At 33.6% G+C, this 22,020-nt stretch carries 21 protein-coding genes; 20 read left to right on the top strand and 1 reads right to left on the bottom strand.

The window, feature by feature from the left end; genetic code table 11:
* Positions 1-118 precede the first annotated feature (118 nt).
* From ABZP37_RS14875 to ABZP37_RS14970, 20 genes are all read left to right on the top strand, one after another.
* Positions 119-574 carry a MarR family transcriptional regulator gene (locus tag ABZP37_RS14875; RefSeq protein WP_366183883.1) on the top strand — a complete coding sequence of 152 codons (456 nt, stop codon included), beginning with the start codon at positions 119-121 and terminating at the stop codon, positions 572-574.
* Between the two features lie 8 nt (positions 575-582).
* Positions 583-1,215, top strand: coding sequence for an NAD(P)H-dependent oxidoreductase (locus ABZP37_RS14880; protein WP_366183884.1), 633 nt, complete (start codon positions 583-585; stop codon positions 1,213-1,215).
* 25 nt (positions 1,216-1,240) lie between these two features.
* Positions 1,241-1,807, top strand: coding sequence for a YceI family protein (locus ABZP37_RS14885; protein WP_366183885.1), 567 nt, complete (start codon positions 1,241-1,243; stop codon positions 1,805-1,807).
* Positions 1,808-2,031: 224 nt separating this feature from the next.
* Positions 2,032-2,598: a YceI family protein gene (locus ABZP37_RS14890; RefSeq protein ID WP_366183886.1), complete on the top strand. Its 567-nt coding sequence runs from the start codon at positions 2,032-2,034 to the stop codon at positions 2,596-2,598.
* Positions 2,599-2,862: 264 nt separating this feature from the next.
* Entirely contained in the window at positions 2,863-4,263 is a 1,401-nt protein-coding gene (locus tag ABZP37_RS14895) for an anthranilate synthase component I family protein (protein ID WP_366183887.1), read from the top strand.
* A 78-nt stretch (positions 4,264-4,341) separates the two neighbouring features.
* A complete protein-coding gene (locus ABZP37_RS14900) occupies positions 4,342-4,908 on the top strand; it encodes an aminodeoxychorismate/anthranilate synthase component II (RefSeq protein ID WP_366183888.1) in 567 nt (188 codons plus the stop codon).
* A 62-nt stretch (positions 4,909-4,970) separates the two neighbouring features.
* Positions 4,971-5,813 (top strand): cytochrome c, encoded by an 843-nt coding sequence (locus tag ABZP37_RS14905; RefSeq protein ID WP_366183889.1) that lies wholly within the window; start codon positions 4,971-4,973, stop codon positions 5,811-5,813.
* A gap of 107 nt (positions 5,814-5,920) precedes the next feature.
* A complete protein-coding gene (gene trpD, locus ABZP37_RS14910) occupies positions 5,921-6,913 on the top strand; it encodes an anthranilate phosphoribosyltransferase (RefSeq protein WP_366183890.1) in 993 nt (330 codons plus the stop codon).
* A 29-nt stretch (positions 6,914-6,942) separates the two neighbouring features.
* Positions 6,943-8,178 (top strand): sodium:proton antiporter, encoded by a 1,236-nt coding sequence (locus tag ABZP37_RS14915; protein WP_366183891.1) that lies wholly within the window; start codon positions 6,943-6,945, stop codon positions 8,176-8,178.
* 94 nt (positions 8,179-8,272) lie between these two features.
* A complete protein-coding gene (gene trpC, locus ABZP37_RS14920) occupies positions 8,273-9,052 on the top strand; it encodes an indole-3-glycerol phosphate synthase TrpC (protein ID WP_366183892.1) in 780 nt (259 codons plus the stop codon).
* A gap of 108 nt (positions 9,053-9,160) precedes the next feature.
* Positions 9,161-9,790, top strand: coding sequence for a phosphoribosylanthranilate isomerase (locus ABZP37_RS14925; RefSeq protein WP_366183893.1), 630 nt, complete (start codon positions 9,161-9,163; stop codon positions 9,788-9,790).
* A gap of 44 nt (positions 9,791-9,834) precedes the next feature.
* Positions 9,835-11,016 (top strand): tryptophan synthase subunit beta, encoded by a 1,182-nt coding sequence (gene trpB, locus ABZP37_RS14930; RefSeq protein WP_366187549.1) that lies wholly within the window; start codon positions 9,835-9,837, stop codon positions 11,014-11,016.
* Positions 11,017-11,253: 237 nt separating this feature from the next.
* Complete coding sequence (locus ABZP37_RS14935; protein WP_366183894.1) at positions 11,254-11,574, top strand: gamma-glutamylcyclotransferase family protein; 321 nt, start codon at positions 11,254-11,256, stop codon at positions 11,572-11,574.
* A gap of 55 nt (positions 11,575-11,629) precedes the next feature.
* Entirely contained in the window at positions 11,630-12,391 is a 762-nt protein-coding gene (gene trpA, locus ABZP37_RS14940) for a tryptophan synthase subunit alpha (protein ID WP_366183895.1), read from the top strand.
* Positions 12,392-12,720: 329 nt separating this feature from the next.
* Positions 12,721-13,551, top strand: a complete 831-nt coding sequence (locus tag ABZP37_RS14945; protein ID WP_366183896.1) for a DUF4339 domain-containing protein — start codon at positions 12,721-12,723, stop codon at positions 13,549-13,551.
* 1,151 nt (positions 13,552-14,702) lie between these two features.
* The gene (locus ABZP37_RS14950; protein ID WP_366183897.1) at positions 14,703-15,074 is read left to right on the top strand and encodes a PH domain-containing protein; all 372 of its coding nucleotides are present in this window, start codon (positions 14,703-14,705) and stop codon (positions 15,072-15,074) included.
* A 518-nt stretch (positions 15,075-15,592) separates the two neighbouring features.
* Positions 15,593-16,981, top strand: a complete 1,389-nt coding sequence (locus ABZP37_RS14955) for a hypothetical protein (RefSeq protein WP_366183898.1) — start codon at positions 15,593-15,595, stop codon at positions 16,979-16,981.
* A gap of 281 nt (positions 16,982-17,262) precedes the next feature.
* Entirely contained in the window at positions 17,263-17,925 is a 663-nt protein-coding gene (locus tag ABZP37_RS14960) for a hypothetical protein (protein ID WP_366183899.1), read from the top strand.
* A 246-nt stretch (positions 17,926-18,171) separates the two neighbouring features.
* Positions 18,172-18,969 carry a carbohydrate-binding family 9-like protein gene (locus tag ABZP37_RS14965; protein ID WP_366183900.1) on the top strand — a complete coding sequence of 266 codons (798 nt, stop codon included), beginning with the start codon at positions 18,172-18,174 and terminating at the stop codon, positions 18,967-18,969.
* Between the two features lie 189 nt (positions 18,970-19,158).
* Complete coding sequence (locus ABZP37_RS14970; RefSeq protein ID WP_366183901.1) at positions 19,159-20,001, top strand: tetratricopeptide repeat protein; 843 nt, start codon at positions 19,159-19,161, stop codon at positions 19,999-20,001.
* A 14-nt stretch (positions 20,002-20,015) separates the two neighbouring features.
* On the opposite strand, the gene ABZP37_RS14975 is transcribed toward ABZP37_RS14970, so the two are convergent.
* Positions 20,016-21,812, bottom strand: a complete 1,797-nt coding sequence (locus tag ABZP37_RS14975; protein ID WP_366183902.1) for an SLC13 family permease — start codon at positions 21,810-21,812, stop codon at positions 20,016-20,018.
* Positions 21,813-22,020: the final 208 nt, after the last annotated feature.

Here is a 22,020-nt window from a genome sequence, read left to right on the forward strand (position 1 = left end):
ATAAAAAAGACTTTGAAATGTTTCTAAAAAAAAACAAAGGTGTTAAAAAAAACAAAATTTGTATATACAAATAAAATAAGTGTTACATTTGTACCAACAAGTATCAAACAATTCCTTTATGAAAATAGAAGACATAACAAAAACGAAAGGAAACTTAAATGATTCTACAAAAATTATTTTAAATATTCTGTATACTGAAAAAGTCATTTCAGAGCAATTTAGCGAGGTATTAAAACCCTACGACTTATCAAGTGAGCAATATAACGTATTACGGATTTTGAGAGGACAAAAAGGGAACCCAGCTAATATGAGCATTATTCAAGAACGCATGGTAGCCAAAACTAGCAATACTACCCGATTAGTTGATAAACTTTTATTAAAAGAATTTGTTACCCGAAATGTATGTCCTGAAAACAGAAGAAAGATTGAAGTTTTAATAACCCAAAAAGGTTTGGACACCCTAACCGAATTAGAACCAAAAGTTAAAGAACATGAAAAATCATTTTCAAAAAAACTTACCCCAGAAGAGTTAAAACAATTGAACGAATTATTAGAAAAATACAGAAATAAATAAAACAAATCATGAATACATTTATTGAAAAACAGAACTGGAGATACGCAACAAAGAAGTTTGATGCTACAAAAAAAATAACCATTGAAGATTTAGACTTCTTAAAGGAAGCGATTCGGTTGAGTTCCTCTTCTTATGGGTTACAGCCCTACAAAGTTTTAATTATTGAAAACCCCGAATTAAGAGCTAAAATTCAACCAGCAGCTTGGGGACAATCACAAATTGTTGATGCTTCACATTTAGTTGTTTTTGCTAACGTTACCGAAATAGCAGAGCCTGAAATTGATAGCTATGTACAAAACATAAGCGCTACTAGAAATTTACCTCTTGAGGCTTTATCTGGTTATGCCGATTTCATGAAGTCTAAAATCCTTAGTCTTAGTCCGGAATTCAAAAACACTTGGTCTGCCAAACAAACCTACTTAGCCATGGGGAATTTGTTAAATGCTGCCGCTGAGAAAGAAATTGACGTAACACCAATGGAAGGCTTTATTCCAGAACAGGTTAACGAAATTCTTGGTCTTAATAAATTAGGCCTTAATGCGTCACTAATTGCTACAATTGGCTACAGACATACTGATGACGATACACAACATTATAAAAAAGTTAGAAAATCACAAGAAGAATTATTTATCACACTATAATTATCCATTACAAAAATTAGAACAAATGAAAAACTTAAAAACAATTGCACTAGCCTTAGCGTTAGTATTGACAACGGCAACAATCAATGCTCAAACAAAAAAAATTAATGCTTCAACAAGTAGTATAAACTGGGTAGGAAAAAAAGTAACAGGAAAACACAATGGTACTGTCAATTTCAAAGAAGGAAAACTTACTTTCAAAGCCAATAAATTAGCAGGCGGAACATTTACCGTGGACATGACATCATTGACAGCCACTGATCTTAGTGGTGAGTACCAAGGAAAACTAAACGGTCACTTAAAATCAGAAGATTTTTTTGGTACTGAAAAATATCCAACATCTACTTTAGTAATAAAAAAAATTACAGCTAAATCTAATGATGTTTATACTGTAATGGCTGATTTAACAATCAAAGGAAAATCAAATCCTGTAAACTTTGAATTAACAGTAAAAGGAAATACAGCTTCGACTAAATTTAATGTGGATAGAACCAAATATGATATAAAATACGGTTCAGGAAGCTTTTTTGATAACCTAGGTGACAAAGCAATTTCAGACGAATTTGAACTAGCAATTGATTTAAAATTCTAAAAAAAAAATCAACGCATTATACAATACCTCTAACATTCTACGTTGGGGGTATTTTTTTTTTACAGCAACGGTCCGTTACAGTTAATATTTTCACTGAGAACCAATTGTTTATTGATTTTATTGTATAAATATTATGATTTTATTGTAACTTTGAGAAAGAACATTATTATTTATCAATAATAAAACTATATACCTATCAATTATTAACCTAAACCATCTATACAATGAAAAATCTAAAACTACTTCTACTCACACTCTTTGTTCTTTTCAGTTTTTCAAAAGCTGAAGCACAAGACAAAAAAATAGACGTTTCTAAAAGTATTATCAATTGGACTGGAAAAAAAATAACAGGACAACATGAAGGAACCATCAAATTTAAAGAAGGAATCCTAATGTTTAATAACAATAAAATCGTTGGCGGAAGATTTGTAGCTGATATGACCTCACTAGACAATACAGACCAAACCGGAAGCTCAAAAGCTAAACTGGAAGGACATTTAAAATCAGATGACTTTTTTGGAATCTATAATTTTGACACTGCTTTACTATTCTTTAAAAGCGTTACAGACAAAGGAAACAATACCTATACCGTTATTGGAAGTTTGACTATCAAAGGAAATACACATCCTATTATTTTTGATTTAGTTGTGAAGGGAAATACAGCATCAGCTAAATTGGATGTAGACCGTACTAAATATGATATCAGATATGGCTCAGGAAGCTTTTTTGATGATTTAGGTGATAAAACCATTTACGATCAATTTCAACTTAATGTAAACTTAGTCTTCTAATTCAAATTAGAATAAATTAGTTAACATTTAGTATTTAAAAATTTGAATAATCAAATTTCATTTATATATTTGTAGCAACAAAATAATTATGAGAGCAATTACAAACAATACTTGGTGGTGGAACAATTTACGTCAGTCGTCGTGAACAAAGCTCCTATAGTATTCGTAAACTATAAATATTTAAAGGCTTGTCATCACGACAAGCCTTTTTTACGTTTAAGTTAATTAATATTTTCACTTATTAATCATTAAAAATTATTTCTATTGAAACCTTTTATACTCAAAACACATTACAAGCAAATTCTAGCAGACACCATTACACCTGTAAGTGTCTATCTAAAAATTAGAGACAAGTTTCCGAACAGTTTACTCCTTGAAAGTAGTGACTATCATGGGAATGATAATAGTTTCTCCTATATCTGTTGTAATCCTATTGCATCGTTCAAAATTGAAAACGAAATAATCTATAAAAATTACCCTGACGGAACTTCTGAGACAATCGTAATTGATACTAAAACAGATATTCCTCAAATTATTCAAGAATTTTCGGGTCAATTTAAATCCGAGAAAAACAATTTCAAATTTATCAACAACGGATTATTTGGTTACATCTCTTATGACGCCGTTCGCTATTTTGAAAAAGTGACGATTGCAAAAAAAGAAAATAGCAACACCATTCCAGATGTATATTACGCTGTATATCAAAATATCATTGCCATAAACCATTTTAAAAATCAAGCGTATATTTTCAGTCATAGTTTAGACGGTCGCAATAATATTTCTGAAATAGAACAATTATTACAATCCCGCAACTTAACTACCTATAATTTTGCAAGAGAAGGTGAAGGTTTTTCAAACCTTACTGATGAGGAATTTAAACAAAATGTAGCCTTAGCTAAAAAACACTGCTTTCGTGGAGATGTGTTCCAGTTAGTATTGTCTCGACGATTCACACAAGGATTCAAAGGAGATGAATTCAATGTATATAGAGCATTGAGAAGCATCAACCCTTCTCCTTACCTATTCTTTTTTGATTATGGTGATTTCAAAATATTTGGTTCTTCACCTGAAGCTCAAATTATCGTGAAAGACCGTAAAGCCGAAATTCACCCTATTGCGGGAACGTTCAAACGTACAGGTGATGATGAAAAAGATGCTGTATTAGCCAAACAATTATCGGAAGATAAAAAAGAAAATAGTGAACACGTCATGTTAGTAGATTTAGCTCGTAATGACCTAAGTCGTCATGGACACAACGTGAACGTAGAACGTTATAGAGAAGTACAATTCTTTTCACATGTAATTCACTTGGTTTCTAAAGTTACAGGTCATTTGCATGACAATGCTACAACCATGCAAGTCGTTGCAGATACTTTTCCAGCAGGAACATTGAGTGGCGCTCCTAAACACAGAGCCATGCAGTTGATTGAAGATTACGAAAAAACAAATCGTAACTTTTATGGAGGTGCCATAGGGTTTATGGATTTTGAAGGCAACTTTAACCATGCTATTATGATTCGTACTTTCTTGAGTAAAAATCATGAGTTACACTCACAAGCTGGTGCTGGAATTGTAGCAAGCTCAGATGAAGAAAGTGAAATGCAAGAGGTATATAATAAATTAAGAGCCTTGAATACGGCTTTGGATTTGGCAGAAACTATTTAAAAAACAAATATGTTAAGTGTTAAATGTTAAGCGACAAAACGTATAACAGATAACACCAAACAGATAACTTTAATGAAAATGAAAAAAATACTAGTTATAGACAATTACGATAGTTTCACTTACAACTTAGTGCATTATCTAGAAGATTTGAATTGTGAGGTTACCGTGTATCGTAATGACGAATTTGATATTGATGAAATTGCCCATTTTGACAAAATAGTACTTTCACCAGGACCTGGAATTCCAGATGAAGCTGGATTATTAAAAGCTGTAATTGCAAAATATGGATCGACAAAAAGCATCTTTGGCGTTTGCCTTGGTCAACAAGCTATAGGCGAAGTGTACGGCGGTACGCTTTCTAATCTAGATAACGTGTATCATGGTGTGGCTACCAATATAAAAACGGTGGTGGATGACGAAATTTTATTTCAAGGTTTAGACAAAGAAATTGAAGTAGGTCGTTACCATTCCTGGGTAGTTGACCCAACTTTACCAGAGGTTCTAGAAGCGACTTCTTTTGACGAAAACGGTCAAGTAATGTCTTTACGTCACAAAACTTTCGATGTCAGAGGCGTACAATTTCATCCGGAAAGTGTATTAACACCAAACGGAAAAAAAATGCTAGAAAACTGGGTAAATGGATAGTGGGCAGTATTCAGTTTTCCTACCTTGTGTATTAGTGCTTTAGCGGCAAAAAAACCAATTAAATGAAAATTTCAATAATTCGATTTTTAGTAGTTATTGCATTTGTTTTTAGTTTCTTTTCTTGTCAACAAAAAAAGAAACTAAAAACAAATGAGGCTATCAGGTCCCAAACGGAAGTTACACTAGATTTAGTCGCTTTATTTAAACAAAACAAACAAGGCAAAGACACTATTATCACTGTAATTGATGACCCTGTATATCACAAAACAAAAAAATACAAAGCAATTAATGCTATGTATTTATTGCAAAATGAAGCTGATTTTTCTGAAATTGACATAAAAAAAACCAAAATAGTCTTTGAATGTAAAGACGGTTACAAACCCGAAATGCCTTTGGATTTATTTTTAAAAGCAAGGCCATATATCGCGTTTCAGGACATGGAGGCCCCCAAAGGAGCAAATTGGGAAACCATCCTGAAAAACGGAAACCAAATGGATGCTGCTCCTTTTTATTTGGTTTATCCAAAGGTTTCACCTGAAGATAATCAATACAAATGGCCTTATAATTTGGTAAAAATAAAGTTAGAACCACTTGATAACACAAGAGAAGCTTTATTTCCCAAAAACAATAAAAAAGCAACAATTGGATATCAATTATTTCAAAAACATTGCACCACCTGTCATGCTTTAAACGGAATTGGAGGTACAATGGGACCGGAATTAAATTATCCCAAAAGTGTCACCGAATATTGGATTGAAAAGCAATTAGTGCAGTATATCACTAATCCAGCTGCTTTTCGACATAATGTAAAAATGCCCGCTTTAGGAATTACAACTAATGATTCACAAGAAATTGTGAATTATTTAAAATACATGTCTGAAAATAAAATAGTGAATAGCAATTAGTTGCAGTTTTTACAATAAAATAAAAACGTAGAAACGTAGTAAATTTTAAAAGAGCTTACAAACAAAACTTTGTGTCTTAGCGGCTTAGCGGCAAAAAACCAAAAAAAATGAAAAACATACTCAACAGATTAATCAATCACGAAATACTCTCTAAAGAAGAGGCCAAAAATGTTTTGGTCAATATCTCAAGTGGAAGTTACAATCCAAGTCAAATCGCTGCATTTTTAACAGTCTATATGATGCGATCTGTTACTATTGATGAATTAGCTGGTTTTAGAGAAGCATTGTTAGAACTGTGTATTCGAGTAGATTTCTCTGATTACAATACTATTGATTTATGTGGTACCGGTGGTGATGGTAAAGACACTTTTAACATCTCTACTTTGGCATCGTTTGTAGCTGCTGGTGCTGGTATAAAAGTAGCTAAACACGGTAATTACGGCGTTTCATCCATATCCGGTTCTAGTAACGTAATGGAACAACTAGGAGTAAAATTCAGCAATGACACCGACTTTTTACATAAATGTATGGATAAAGCTGGGATCAGTATTTTGCACGCACCGCTGTTTCACCCTGCAATGAAAAACGTAGGTCCTATTCGTAGAGAATTGGGGGTAAAAACTTTCTTCAATATGTTAGGTCCAATGGTAAACCCTGCTTTTCCTCAAAATCAATTGGTAGGAGTTTTTAATTTGGAATTAGCTAGAATGTATGGTTATTTATATCAAAATACAGATAGAAATTTCACCATATTACATTCCTTAGACGGTTATGATGAAGTATCATTGACTTGTCCAACCAAATTTATCACCAAGACTAAAGAAGGGATACTAAACCCATCTGATTTTGGAGTCCGTATGTTATTACAATCGGAAATTAAAGGGGGAACAACTATTGAAGAGTCGTCACAAATGTTTACTACTATTATTTCAGGAAAAGGGAATGAAGCTCAAAACAATGTAGTTTGTGCTAATGCTGCCATGGCAATTGCTACCGTTACTGGCTGCACACCATTACAAGGTTTTGAACAAGCTAAAGAAAGTTTACTTTCAGGTAAAGGGTTGAATGCTTTGAAAAAATTACAGGAATTGAGTAAATAAAAAGACGAACAACATACATAACATTCAAAATGGAATTATTCCCCCTCATATCCTTACTTATCGTTCTATCGGCAAGTTTTGCTTACATCAATTTCAGGTACTTAAAACTGCCAAACGCAATTGGATTAATGCTCGTTTCCTTGTTATTTTCATTGGGTATTATTGGAGTTAGTTTTGTCTTTCCTTCGTTAAAAATAAATGTAGCACATCTATTAAACGGTATCAATTTTAGCGAATTACTACTTGAGGTCATGTTGAGTTTCATGCTTTTTGCAGGAGCGATTCACATAAAATTCAAAGACTTAAAAGCTGAAAAGTTAAGCATCATGCTTTTCTCAACGCTCAGTGTAATTATAAGTACCTTTATAGTTGGCTACATCAGTTTCTGGTTATTGAACGCGTTTAATCTAGAAGTTAATCTTATTCAATGTCTGCTTTTTGGCGCATTAATTTCTCCAACTGATCCAATTGCTGTCTTAAGCATTTTAAAAACAGCAGGAGTTACCAAATCACTAGAAACCAAAATTGCTGGAGAATCACTATTTAATGATGGTGTAGCCGTAGTGGTTTTTATAACTATCCTTCAGTTAGCTAAACCAGCTGCTGACGTTTCCTTTTTAAGTATTGCAACCGTTTTTGGTCAAGAAGCTATTGGTGGTATTATTCTAGGAGCTATCGTGGGATGGGTAGGTTACAAACTTATCGCAAGTATTGACAGTTATAATGTAGAGGTTTTAATCACGCTAGCTATTGTTATGGGTGGTTATTCTCTAGCACATTTTACCCACGTCTCTGGTCCTTTGGCAATGGTAATCGCAGGACTTATCACGGGAAACCACGGAAAAACACTTGGAATGTCAGACATCACAGCTGAATATGTAGATAAGTTTTGGGAGCTAGTAGACGAAATTCTAAACGCCTTATTATTTGTTTTAATTGGTCTAGAGTTACTAGTCATCAACACCGATAGCACTATTATTCTAGTTGGAATAATCCTTATTTTTATTGTACTCTTAACTCGTTATGTTTCTGTTTTAATCCCATCGCTATTCATTCGATTAAAAGAAGAAATAAGCCAAAAAACAATCATGATATTAACTTGGGGAGGGTTAAGAGGCGGAATTTCAATTGCTTTGGCGTTATCTATTCCAACCGAGTTAGGAAAAGACATTTGGGTTACGATTACCTATGTGATTGTTTGTTTTTCTATTCTAGTACAAGGGATGACAATTGGAAAATTTGTAAATTCGCTTAAAAATAAATAAAAAAAATAGTTTAAAGTTTAAGGTTTAAAATTGTTTAATCGAACTGTTAAGCAACTTGAAACTTTAAACAAAAGAAACTTTAAACAAAAAAATAATGAACATTCTAGATAAAATTATCTTCGATAAAAAAAGAGAAGTAGTTCTCAAAAAATCAATTATTCCAGTTTCACAATTGGAAGCTTCGGTATTTTTTTCGAAAGAAACGATTTCGCTAAGCCAAAATTTAAAAAACAGCAACTCTGGAATCATCGCCGAACATAAGCGTCGTTCTCCTTCTAAATCGGTCATCAACCACGGTTTTACTGTAGAGGAAGTGGTTCAAGGTTATGAAGCTGCTGGAGCTTGTGGAATTTCTGTTTTAACAGATGGAAAATACTTTGGTGGCTCACTAGACGATTTATTATTGGCGAGAGCCTCAGTAAACATTCCGCTTTTGCGAAAAGAATTTATTGTTGATGAATACCAAATTTTAGAAGCTAAAGCCCACGGAGCCGATTTGATTTTGCTTATCGCTGCGGTTTTAACCCGTGACGAAATCAAATCGTTATCCCTATTTGCTCAAAGCCTTGAACTAGAAGTTTTATTGGAAGTTCATAATCTGGAAGAATTAGAAAAGTCAATTATGCCAACCTTAAACATGATTGGTGTCAACAACAGAAACCTAAAAACTTTCGAAGTAAGTCTAGATTTCAGTAAGCAATTAGCAGACAAAATTCCAAACGATTTTGTAAAAGTTTCCGAAAGCGGCATCAGTTCTATTGAAGCAATCAACGAATTAAAACCTTATGGCTACAAAGGGTTCTTAATTGGTGAAAACTTTATGAAAACGGATAATGCGGGCAAAGCGGCGATGGAGTTTATTCAAAAGTTATGAGTTAGAAGTTAAGATTTAAACTCTATACGATTAAACTTTGCGCTTAACAAAATAAAACTTTGCGAGCTTTACGATAACTTCGTAAACTTTGCAGTTAAAAACAATAGTATGAAAATCAAAATCTGCGGCATGAAATACCCCGATAATATTACCGAAGTAGGTGCACTCCTACCCGATTATATGGGGTTCATATTTTGGGAACGATCCGCTCGATTTTTTGATGGTGTGATTCCAGATTTGCCAAAAAACATCAAGAAGACAGGGGTTTTTGTGAATGAAACCATTGAAGGCGTTTTGCTGAAAGTGAGCCAACACGATTTACAAGCAGTGCAGCTACATGGAAAAGAAACTGTGGAATTTTGTACCGAATTGCAAAGCAAATTAAAAAACAGGACAGAAGTAATTAAAGTTTTTTCTATCTTAGACGACTTTAACTTTGAAGTACTAACCCCTTATGAATCAGTGTGTGATTACTTCCTTTTTGATACAAAAGGAAAGCTTCCTGGCGGAAACGGAGCCACATTTGATTGGAAAGTACTTGAAAGCTATCCCTCTAGTAAACCTTTTTTCCTTAGTGGCGGAATCGGTTTGGACGAATTAGAGGCTGTAAATGAAATAATGAAAACCAATTTACCCATTTATGCCATTGACGTAAATAGTAAATTTGAAATAGAACCAGGATTAAAAAACATACAATTATGTAGAGATGCATTACAGTCTCTATCAACAATAAAGTAAGGACGAACCGCAGTGCGTCTCATTAAAAAAAAAAAAAAAAAATGATATCATATAACGTGGACGAAAAAGGGTATTATGGCGAATTTGGTGGTGCGTACATCCCCGAAATGCTGTATCCTAACGTAGAAGAATTACGTCAAAATTACCTAAAAATCACAGAGGAACCCGAGTTTAAAGCCGAGTTTGACCAATTGTTAAAGGATTATGTAGGACGCCCTAGTCCGTTGTTCTTTGCAAAGCGTTTATCCGAAAAATACAATACTAAGATCTACCTTAAAAGAGAAGATCTTAATCATACAGGTGCACACAAAATTAACAATACAATCGGGCAAATCCTAGTGGCTAAGAAATTAGGAAAACACCGCATCATTGCCGAAACTGGAGCAGGTCAACACGGCGTTGCTACTGCTACCGTATGTGCTTTGATGGGTTTGAAATGTATTGTGTATATGGGGGAAATTGACATCAAACGTCAAGCTCCAAACGTGGCTCGTATGAAAATGCTAGGTGCTGAAGTTCGTCCAGCATTATCTGGTTCACGTACTTTGAAAGATGCCACTAATGAAGCCATCCGCGATTGGATCAACAATCCTGTAGACACCCATTATATCATTGGTTCGGCGATTGGACCACATCCTTATCCTGACATGGTAACCCGTTTTCAAAGTATCGTTTCAGAGGAAATCAAATGGCAGTTAAAAGAAAAAGAAGGTCGCGAAAACCCTGATTATGTTGTCGCATGTATTGGTGGCGGTAGTAATGCCGCAGGTACTTATTACCACTTTTTGCACGAACCTGAAGTGGGTATTATAGCAGTTGAAGCTGCAGGAAAAGGGGTTAATAGCGGTTATAGCGCAGCTACAAGTAAGCTTGGAAAAGTGGGCGTCATCCACGGTTGTAAAACCTTATTGATGCAATCTCCTGACGGACAAATTACCGAGCCTTATTCGATTTCGGCAGGGTTAGACTACCCAGGAGTTGGTCCTATGCATGCGCATTTGGCAACCTCAGGACGTGGAGAATTCTACTCGATGACCGATGACGAAGCGATGCAAGCAGGATATGAATTATCCCAATTAGAAGGTATAATTCCTGCGATTGAGTCGTCACATGCTTTAGCTGTTTTAAAAGTAAAAAAATTCAAACCCGAAGATATTGTAGTCATCAACCTTTCGGGGCGTGGAGACAAAGATTTGGACACCTATATCGATTATTTTAAATTATAGTTGGGCGTTCCCGCAAAAAAAGCGGGCGGGCATTAAGAAAAGAGTATAAAGTTAAAGGATTTTCGAATGAAGATTAACGATTAAAGATTTCAGATTTGGTGGTAATAACTACAATTTCGCCTAGTTTTAATAGTCTCACAGATCAAAAATCGTTAATCAAAAATCTTAGATTTTTTTTTCGCTTCCATCCCTAACGCACACACAACAACATTAAGCATTACATTAAAAAAAATCATCATGGCAAATTTATTCGCATACGGAACATTAAAAGACGCTGATGTTCATCAAAATATTTTCGGTCGCCTTTTAAAAGGAACTCCAGATAGCTTAATTGGCTATACCATTACCCAAATAGAAATCGAAGAAGAATTTGGAATGGAAACCTACCCAATCATCACCGCTACAGAAAACCCAAAAGACATCATCAGTGGTTGGCTTTATGAAGTAACCGACGAAGAAATACAGTTAGCTGACACTTATGAAGGCTTACATTACAAACGTGCTGAGGTAACTGTAGAATCAAACGTAAAAGCTTGGGCTTACATCGTTACCGATTAATAAAAGCAATCACACAAAAGACAGAGATTCCTCTGATAAAAATATAGCCATTACAATGAACAGAATCCAACAAAAATTACAAGAAGATAAAAAAATACTATCCATCTACTTTTCGGCTGGATACCCAAATCTGAACGATAGTGTTGCTATTATCCAAGATTTAGAAAAAAACGGCGTTGATTTAATCGAAATAGGCTTGCCATTTAGCGATCCATTGGCCGATGGACCAACAATTCAAGAAAGTTCAACTAAGGCCTTGCGTAACGGCATGACCACTGAAGTATTGTTCAATCAATTGAAAGACATTCGTAAAACCGTATCTATTCCCTTAATTATCATGGGCTATTTCAACCCAATGATGCAATATGGCGTAGAAGCTTTTTGTGCCAAATGTGCCGAAATAGGTATCGATGGATTGATCATCCCAGATTTACCTGTAGACATATATGCCGACGAATATCAAGCTATTTTTGAAAAATACGGTTTGTTCAACGTATTACTAATCACTCCACAAACCTCAGACGAACGCATTCGTTTCATAGATAGCGTTTCAACTGGATTTATTTATATGGTAAGCTCCGCAAGTGTTACGGGTTCACAATCTGGATTTGGCAGCACCCAAGAAGACTACTTCAAACGCATTGCCAACATGAACCTCAAAAACCAACAAATAGTAGGTTTTGGAATCAACAATGCAGAGACTTTCAACCAAGCTACTCAATACGCCAAAGGTGCGATTATTGGTAGTGCCTTCATCAAACATTTAACCGAAGAAGGAACTGGGAAAATCTCAGAATTTGTTAAAGCGATTCGATAGGTTTGTTTTTTTTTTATAAAATTTAGAAGGCGTTTAATCTCTATTTAAAAGGAGATTAAACGCCTTTTTTTATGTTTGAAAATGAATTGTAATAGTTCAAAAATTGATGCTCGAAGGTAAGAGAAAAGTATTCAAGAAATAAAAAGTTTCAAATATTTTAGTAAGAAAAAATTAATATATTTGAAAATAAATAAAGCCTAACTGCTTTCATATCTATTCATCCATTTATGGATTGACATATTTAAAGCTATCAGACACATATATTACTTAGTAGCAAGAATTCATCTACAAGCCAGAAAAAGAAAATTTAAAAAAAAGAAAATACATTTATGAGAAAATATTTTATTCACAATGGACAAAGTGAAGTTGGCCCATTTGACTTTGAACAATTAAAAACGATGCAGCTTAAAAATGCAACACCAATTTGGTATGAAGGATTGCAAAATTGGACAACTGCAAACAATATTGAAGAATTGAAATCAATATTAAACTCAAATGTTTCTCCACCTAAATTTGAAAACTTTACTCAACATAATTTAAATGTACATCCACCATTATTTTCAAAACCAGTGTATGAAAATAATCAAAACTATGCACCGAAAAAGAAAAAAACATTACGAAATATATTAATTGGCTTTGGTGTTTTAACCGTGTTGTTTTTTGGCCTGATAATTTACGCATCTACAAGTTCGGAACCGACTTATATCGAAAACGGAGAATTTATACCAAATGAAAGTATTGATAATCAAGCCGCAGAAAAAGCCAGAATAAATGCCGAACTAACCGAAAAAAACAGAAGTTATAGAAATAACATCGAACAATATGTTGGAGCAAGTACAAATCGATATTCGTATAACGAACTTGGCGGAATTAGTAATTTAGATATTATCGTTACAAATAATACTGAATATTTGCTAAATGAAGTAAATATAGCGGTTGACTATATAAAAGATAATGGTGGAATTTATAAGACTGAAATAGTAACAATTTATAATATTCCAGCAAAACAAGATAAATCCACATCAGCACCTGAAAGCAACAGGGGAACTTCTGTAAATGCAAAAGTTCAATCAATTTCATCTAATAAATTACATATGTGTTATGACAATTCATTTGCACCAAAAGCGGGTGAAATTGACCCATATTTTTGTAGACAATAAAAATATAGCCACTAAAAGCCATTTTGATAAATTGGGGTTTTAATGGAATTGCAATCGCGCTTCAACTTTTCTTCATAACCGAAAGTTGAAAGGTTACTAATTCCCTACCATCTCAAAGCAGCGAAACGGTAGTAATTATACACAACGCACTAAAACAAACATAATGGACTATAAGTTTTGGATTTCAATGTACGCTGCATCAATTTCAACTATTGTATTTGTTTGGCGCTTATTTGAATTTTATTATGACCGTGTTGGAAAATTAAACATCTCTATCAAAACCACTTGGCGGACTAATATATATATAGCACAGGCGAAAGTGGTAAAACTGAGCCATTTTTAATAGTTGTAGTTGTAAATATTGGAAAAAACAAAAGATTTATTGAACAACCTAGGTTTCAAAGCAATGCAAATTTTGAAGGTAAAAAGCACCTTAATCTTGTTCGAACCGATGTAATAAAAACCTATCCTATATGCCTCGAGCCTGGCGAAAAATTTGAATATGATTTACCATATGAGGGAATTGAAAGTGATTTAAAAAAAGCTGGAGTTGCAAAAATAAAAGCAAGAGTTTATGATACGCATGGAAAAGTGTATTGTTCAAAATGGTTTAATTTATAAAAACTGCGTACAATAGCCAAAGTTTCGTTGGGCTTGAAAAGCCAACAATGAAACTCTCCTTTATTCGAAGTCTTCATCGATCCAATAAATATCATTACGGACTGCTGTGCGAAGTCCCCCCGCTATTCGAAGTCTTCATCCATCCAATAAATATCATTAGAACTGCTGTGCGATTCCGATAGCTATCGGAACCTGACTTCGTACCCGTTCCAATTGTCACGGCTTATACAAACTTAAAAGACTGCAACCACAAGCTAATTTGATCCAATTATACCAGCAAATTGGATTAACTATTAACGGCTGTAATTCTATAAACTTAATTAAATTTTAAAAACAGCAAGAGAAACGACTAAAGTATCTCATTCAAAAATTAAAATTAAAAGGCTGAATGAGGTAAACCGTAAAACAATCCTAAATATTAACTTTATTTTCGCTCAAATAAAACTGGAGAACAGTAGCAATAATATAAACTTATTGATATTGAAGAGCCAAACCAATTACTCAAATAATTAATTTTAAAAAACAGCAAAATGGGCAAGTACATTGACAACAATTTAATCAAAGATGAGAAAGTTGAATTAGAAACAACTTATCACTGGATAATTTTCTGCAACTTAAGATCGATAATTACACTGGGGCTAGCGCCAATAATTGACAAATACACGGATGAATTCGCAATTACAAACAAGCGTGTTATCATCAAAACGGGTTTAATCAGTAGAAAAACTTTTGAGATGAACCACTCAAAAATTGAAAGTGTCAACGTTGACCAAGGTATCTTGGGAAGGATATTTGGCTACGGAACAATCAGAATTGTCGGTTCAGGCGGAACAAAAGAAGTTTTTCCAAAAATTAATAGTCCTTTAGAATTCAGAAAGAAATTCCAAGAAATGTCAAACTAGTTACCATAACCTTATCAGTAGGGCATCCGTAATAGTTAGCGCATAATAACATACTGTGCCACCAACAGTAGTACATTAACAATTGAAATGATTAGAAGTACAGTCTAAAGCTGTGCTTTTTTTTGCTTATAGAAATGTACCCCGTTATTCGAAGTCTTCATCCATCCAATAAATATCATTAGGACTGCTGTGCGATTCCGATAGCTATCGGAACGCGACTTCGTACCCGCTCCAATTGTCACGGCTTATAGACTTAAAAGATTGCCCCTTAAAAAAACCTTATACTCCTTATATATTGACATTAAAAACAGGAATTTAAACACTTATTTCTGTCAATTTAATTAAAAATCATATTTAGACTCAAGCACAATTTAGAAAGTATTTTTCAGTTATTTAAATTTACCTTTTGAATTCCGTTCAAACTAAGTATTGACTCCAAGAGACATATTATATACCCTAGAAAACATAATTGATAAATGATTTAATTAAATTTGTTATTAAATAAATTAATAAATATCATGAAAGCATATATTCCTAAATTATTTCGAATTTATTTGGCTTCGGTTATTTGTGTGTCATTATTTGCTTGCGCATCAGACTCGGAACGTGATTCCAATGAAGAAAAAAAAGTAGTAAATCCATTGGTATATGAAGGAACAACAACTTCCGACAGATTAACTGATAACGAAGATAGATTCTATGTAAATAAGATCCCATCTAAAGAAGTAGTTATCGTGCTTAATGGTAACTGTAGCTCGGCGGATAGTCAACTATTAAATAAAGAGATCGCCACTTTATCTAGTGCCGGAGGTGGTGTTATTAGAATCCGAAAAGGGACTTATTGTTTAAAAGACATTCTATTAAGATCCAATATCCATATCAAAATTGACTCAGATGTAACCATTCAGCCAGATTTAACTGGTGTTGTTGCAGGCAGAAACATTAATATGTTTATAGTAGGCGAAGATTTCTATGTTGAAAATGTAGCTATTACTAATTCAGATGAAAATAGTACAGATTCTTCTACATGGTTTAAGGGTCTTATCCCTGCAGGAGATGATATAGGCGTAAGATTTGTTGAGTTTGGTTATGTGAAAAATTTCAAGTTTTCTGGTTTAAGCTTAACTGATAATTATTCAAGATTTTCAAATATAGTCCTTAATTTACCTTCGAGTGAAAATGTAGATGAAGCATCTACTAACGGTATTATAAAGGATATTATTATGACCGGCATGCATGTTGGTTATGGTGTGGTGCAAATGCAAACTGGAAAAAGTGTTTTATATAAAAACCTTGATGGACAAGGCGGAGTTACTTTAAGAGTAGAAACAGGTGCATCTGCAACTAATCAAGTAAATAAGGTAACTGTTGATGATGTTGTTGGAAGAAATATAACCTCACGTTTTGGAGATGCAGCATTTAACATGTCCCCTCATAGAGTGGACCAAGGTAGGGTTGACATAGAGGGTGTAGTGTCAATTAACTCAACTCATGCAGTACAAATAGCAGCTGGATTCATCAGTACAAAAACAGGTTTAATTAATCGAAAAGGGGTTTTCGATAGTCGTTCCTATATTGGGAATATAACTGTCTCTGGAGGCTCAGGTGCTCAAATTAAAGGTAAAGATTTTCAATTTTTTGATTGTACGGATAGAAGGGAATTGATATTAAAATGTCAAAACCCAGATAATGAAAGCACTCCTGGTCATTCCATCGGAGCAGTTAGAAATAATGCAAGTGCCAATGGAGGTTGTACTAATCCAGAGGATGGTTGCTATGAAGTGGTTGTAGGTAAGATAACCAAGACCAACACAGATTTTGAACAGGAAGATTTTTTCATTTATCCCACCAATGCCATCAGTGGCTGCCCACAGGTCACAAAACCCACCAATGGAAGTTGCAACTAGATTATTTAATTATCCTTGCTAGTTCAGACGTCTTGCTTTTGCATGCAAAGTTGACTCGTCCTAAAATAAGCTTACTTATAAAAAACCTAATCCCAGTATTTCGAAATCATAGTCCATTCAATAAATAGTATTAGAGTGTTGCGTGAAGTCATCGCTATTCCTGTGAAATATAGGATATTTTAACATACAACTTTTCTGTCTAATACGTCAATTATTTACTTATATTTGAGTCAAATAAACGGAGGTTTTTTCACAGACTGACGTTAGCTAAAATTAAAAATATGAAATTAAAATATTTAATTATTGCATCGACTATTTGCTTAATTACAAGTTGTTCTTCAAGCAAAAAAATCATTTCTAAATACAAAACAATGAATCTTTCGGAATTGAAAAATAAGAAAGATAGTATTGACAAACAATTAAGTTATTCAAAGTTAGCGTTTTATCTTCAAAACATAAAAGAGGGAAAAAGTAGATATTCTTTGGCTACACAAAAAGATAAAAATCTTTTGTGGATTATGCATGAATCGCCTAACTATGAAAACCTAAAAAAAATATGGCAGGAAGCTGTTGATGAATATATTGCCTTTGTAGACGAATATTCTCCCCAAATAAAGAAACATCGAAGTTTAAATTACAAAAACAAAGAGAAATCTTTAAGCAACAGAAATGAATATAATAAAATATATTTACCATTACTTGATGAGTTAAAACATAGAGAATATGAAAAATACATCTATTATGAAAAAAACTTCTCGGACAAACTTGCAGACATGTGGTATGATGGTGGATCCTACTTATTAAACTTTCACAAATCTAAAAACTTGGAAGTTCCGACAGACTGGTTAAATGATAAAGATATATTTGGAATTGAAAATTACTCCAACTACAATGAATTAAGGAGGCATTTAAAATATATTAATAAAGCAATCTTAACTAAATAACTTTAGTTAACCCCGCTGGCGCAAGAGTCCCGCTTGTGCCAGCAAAGTATAACTACAAACAAACTTAAAAGTCATTTATATCTTATTCAGTAAACATTCCAATGATTTACATTAAACAAATGAAGGTCTTTGCGTGATTGCTTAGTTCATCGCAATGACCCGTTTTGTCGACATACTGTCCCGTTATATAAATACAATGAAGGTATAATTTATTATATTAGCTACAAAAACCAACAACCACTCCAAATGAATAAAATAGCAATTTGTATGCTCGCCACTTTGGCACTACTAACAGTTTCATGTGATAAAAAAAAGGATGCAGCAGCAACTCCTAATTCTGATAAAAAATTATCATTAGGCGAACAACCCATTTTTAAAGTTTCTAACACGACTGAAACTATCGCTATCGATGGAAAAATGGATGAATCTAGTTGGAGCAAAACCGAAAGCAGAACTTTTGATTACATCTACAATGTTGAGAAACCCACTGATAAACAAAAAACAACTTTTAGAATGTTGTGGGACAAAGAGAATTTGTACTTATTTTATGAATTTGAAGATAAGTATCTAACAGCTAGAGAAACCAAACATGATGGCAAGCCTTTTTTTGATGATTGCGGCGAAATATTTATCATTCCTGTTCCGGATAGTTTGGATACTCATTTTGGTTTTGAGCTGAATATGTACAAAGCATCAAATGATTTTGTCTTTTTTAATAATTACTACAAGGGAAATGATTTTGCACTAAAAACTTTTAATCCAGATTTCAGCAGCGGTGTCACCTACAATGGCACAATCAACGATAACTCGGATATTGATAAAGGCTGGACATTGGAACTAAAAATCCCTATTGCTACTTTTGGATTTTTGGGTGAAATAGTTCCGGTTCAAAAAGGTAACAAATGGGCTTTCCTAGCCATTCGCCAAGATCGAAATGAAGTCGAAGGCGAACGCCGCATTACTTCTACCCTATTTCCTATTTATGATATATCCAAAGATGTACATCAAGCCAATCGTTTCGGTCTGATGGAATTTATTGAATAAGCAATTTGTAGCACTAATTTCGAACAAACTTCCCGATCGCTCGCATATCGACAAGCGTTGGCGCAGAATTGCTCCTGAAGATTCAGGACTATGCCCGCAACAGTAGGATATTTATAAATTGAATTCATCAAAAGCACAGTAATAGATGTACATTTTTTAGAACGAAACAGTAAACCAACCACAATAAAAATGAAAAACATTTTTTTACTCCTATCCTTATTCAACAGCCTACTTTTTTTTGGTCAAGACAAATTAGTTTTTGATACTAAGTTTACGCAAAGCGAAGACAAATGGGTTGCTTTTCCAGCAGATTCTACTGGAGCCTACGGATATGGTTTTATTTACATTGATCTGCAAGCAGGCTTAACATTGGATTATGCAGGAAAATTTAAAATAGGAAGTGACGGGAAATTTGAATCTACTACCAAAGCAGCTACTGCCAGCATGAAATATCGACTACAGCCCAACAACACGTTGGTAGCCGTTATTCCAGATTCTCATTTTGCAGAACTTAAACTAGCTAAATTCCCAGACTGGTTGAAAATAGACAAAGGAGACGAAAAAAGTATTGGCTATTTCTACAAATTGGGCTACATATACAACGGTTTGAAGGAATGCCAAAAAGGATTAGAATTATTACAGAAAGCAGAAAAAATAGATCCTGACTATAAAGGATTACGAGTAGAATTGGCTTTTTCGTACAATTGCCTTGGGAATTTTGAAAAGTCGATTGCCATCTTAAAAATGGCCCTCAAAAAAGAACCCAACAATGCTTATATAAATAAAGAACTCATTTATTCTCAAATTAACAATAACCAAATTGAGATCGCAATCACTACTTATGAAAAGTCGGTGACGGAGCTTCTAGACAAAACCTATAATTCTGAAAATTCATTTAATATTCTTGGTGCCTTTTACCGAAAAGGGAATCTAGATCAATTTAACAAATGGATAGAAAAAACCAAAATTGATGAAGACCAAAAATTTAAAGGATATATAGCGCAAATGAAGAATGAATTGGAAAAGAAATAATAGCAACTCTAGTTTTATTTTGCTTCCAAATACAACATTGGCAATAAAAAGGAAGCTAAAATCAGTAATACAATAGATAGCACACCACCGATAATCAAGAAATGTTTGAATTTGTAAATCCCTAAACCGTAAATAATCGCATTGGTTTGGTAGCCCATTGGCGTATAAAAACTAAAATTAGCACCAAACATCACGGCATATAATAATGGTTTGGGATCTAGGTTTAATTTGGCTGCAATCGCGATTACAATTGGCGCGATGATAATTGCTGTGGCATTATTAGAAACAAAACCACTCATCAACATCGTAAAAGCAAAAATAATCGAAATGGTCACTGAGGTAGGAACCGACTTCAAAACGCTGTACAGGTGCTCAGCCATATACACGTCTGTTCCGGTATTTTTCATAGCTATTCCCAGTGGAATCATTCCTGCTAATAAAAAAATTACTTGCCAATTAATATCTTCATACGCATCTTTGAGTTGAATACAGCCCGTAAATAAGGCTAAAGCCACCCCTAAAAGACAACTTTTGAGAATCGAAAAAGTATTTGTTGCTGAAAGAACAATCACTACCAAAATAGCGGCAAATGAAATTACTTTTTTATAAGTAGGAATGTGTGGATTTGTAATTACGGTAGTGGTAAAAAGTAAATTATTATTATTGGCTATTTTTTGAATTTCACTTAAATTTCCCGTTAGCAAAACACGGTTTCCAGGAATGATAAATTTCTTCGAAAAGAATTTCTTGAAATAATTACTGCTATGACGATCACTTAAGTTACTACTTACACCTTTCACATACACGTTATCAGGCAAGGTATCGTTAAATTCTTCTATAGACATATTGATAAAACGGGAATTAGGTAAAATAATCACCTCATGGTATTCGTTGGTAAAATGTTCTTCGATTAAATCTTGATCTACACCCAAGATATTCAATCCTAGACTTTCGGTTTGAGCTGTCAAATCTTCGATTGTCAAGTCAAGCCAGAGAATGTCGTTTTCTTCTAGTATTTCTGACCGTAAATCAGTTTTCAAATAGTGTTTCCCCCTTTGAATTTTAATTAAATGAATATCATTTTCATTCCAAATCTCGGTTTCATACGGTTTTTTACCTATTAATTTAGAACCTTCTCTAATTTTCACAGTAGTTATATATCCAAATTTTTTATGCAAATCGATAGTTTCTACCTCTGGAGTTTTGGGCAAAAATTTCTTAGCAAGTATATAAATAATCGGGATTGAAATGAGTAAAAAAAGCATACCTGCTGTAGAAAATTCAAAGAAACTAAAACGACCCACGCCACTTTTTCTGGATATATCAGATACAATCAGATTGGTACTCGTCCCCATCAAAGTACAACTACCTCCTAAAATTCCAGCAAATGAAATTGGCAATAATACTTTTGCACGATCTATTTTACCTAATTTATCAAGCTCATTAATTAATTTGATAAAAACAATAACTACCGCCGTAGTTGCAACAAACGAAGATAAAAAGCCAACTATAATCATCAATAAAGGCAGGAAAATCCAGACTGGTAGTTTAATTAGTGGGATTATTTTTTGAACCATCCAGGAAACAACTCCATTTTTCTCTAACCCAATGGCAATAATCATTAAACACAAAATAGTCAAAACGGCATTGTCTGAAAATCCAGAAACAGCTTCTTCCGGAGTTACTATACCTGTAAGCAACAAGCTAGTCAATATAAAAAAAGCAGTTTTATCCACCGTATATTTTTCACTTACAAACAAAGCAAATGCTATAAGCAGAATTGCGATTACGATGGCTATAACTAGTGTCATAATTTTTATTATTAGAAAATTAAAGATATTTCTAAATCAATCCTCTAAAGTTATACAATTTTCACTAAAGGTTACAACCTGAAAACTATGTACTTGCATAGAAAAACATACTATTTCACTTAAAAATGATTTTAATTATATAAAATCTCGATTGGCCAATTATAAAACTTACTAAAGAATTTAATATACAAAGAAGTAAATTTCATTG

The sequence above is a fragment of the Flavobacterium ovatum genome, assembly GCF_040703125.1.
Classification (GTDB): domain Bacteria; phylum Bacteroidota; class Bacteroidia; order Flavobacteriales; family Flavobacteriaceae; genus Flavobacterium; species Flavobacterium ovatum.

Bases quoted from the DNA above. Each gene is read 5' to 3' on its own strand.
- trpD (WP_366183890.1), top strand. From the start codon at position 5,921: ATGAAAAACATACTCAACAGATTAATCAATCACGAAATACTCTCTAAA.
- ABZP37_RS14905 (WP_366183889.1), top strand. From the start codon at position 4,971: ATGAAAATTTCAATAATTCGATTTTTAGTAGTTATTGCATTTGTTTTT.
- ABZP37_RS14965 (WP_366183900.1), top strand. From the start codon at position 18,172: ATGAATAAAATAGCAATTTGTATGCTCGCCACTTTGGCACTACTAACA.
- ABZP37_RS14970 (WP_366183901.1), top strand. From the start codon at position 19,159: ATGAAAAACATTTTTTTACTCCTATCCTTATTCAACAGCCTACTTTTT.
- ABZP37_RS14890 (WP_366183886.1), top strand. From the start codon at position 2,032: ATGAAAAATCTAAAACTACTTCTACTCACACTCTTTGTTCTTTTCAGT.
- trpC (WP_366183892.1), top strand. From the start codon at position 8,273: ATGAACATTCTAGATAAAATTATCTTCGATAAAAAAAGAGAAGTAGTT.
- ABZP37_RS14950 (WP_366183897.1), top strand. From the start codon at position 14,703: ATGGGCAAGTACATTGACAACAATTTAATCAAAGATGAGAAAGTTGAA.
- ABZP37_RS14925 (WP_366183893.1), top strand. From the start codon at position 9,161: ATGAAAATCAAAATCTGCGGCATGAAATACCCCGATAATATTACCGAA.
- ABZP37_RS14915 (WP_366183891.1), top strand. From the start codon at position 6,943: ATGGAATTATTCCCCCTCATATCCTTACTTATCGTTCTATCGGCAAGT.
- ABZP37_RS14960 (WP_366183899.1), top strand. From the start codon at position 17,263: ATGAAATTAAAATATTTAATTATTGCATCGACTATTTGCTTAATTACA.
- ABZP37_RS14875 (WP_366183883.1), top strand. From the start codon at position 119: ATGAAAATAGAAGACATAACAAAAACGAAAGGAAACTTAAATGATTCT.
- ABZP37_RS14945 (WP_366183896.1), top strand. From the start codon at position 12,721: ATGAGAAAATATTTTATTCACAATGGACAAAGTGAAGTTGGCCCATTT.
- ABZP37_RS14935 (WP_366183894.1), top strand. From the start codon at position 11,254: ATGGCAAATTTATTCGCATACGGAACATTAAAAGACGCTGATGTTCAT.
- ABZP37_RS14975 (WP_366183902.1), bottom strand. From the start codon at position 21,812: ATGACACTAGTTATAGCCATCGTAATCGCAATTCTGCTTATAGCATTT.
- ABZP37_RS14885 (WP_366183885.1), top strand. From the start codon at position 1,241: ATGAAAAACTTAAAAACAATTGCACTAGCCTTAGCGTTAGTATTGACA.
- ABZP37_RS14900 (WP_366183888.1), top strand. From the start codon at position 4,342: ATGAAAAAAATACTAGTTATAGACAATTACGATAGTTTCACTTACAAC.
- ABZP37_RS14880 (WP_366183884.1), top strand. From the start codon at position 583: ATGAATACATTTATTGAAAAACAGAACTGGAGATACGCAACAAAGAAG.
- trpA (WP_366183895.1), top strand. From the start codon at position 11,630: ATGAACAGAATCCAACAAAAATTACAAGAAGATAAAAAAATACTATCC.
- ABZP37_RS14955 (WP_366183898.1), top strand. From the start codon at position 15,593: ATGAAAGCATATATTCCTAAATTATTTCGAATTTATTTGGCTTCGGTT.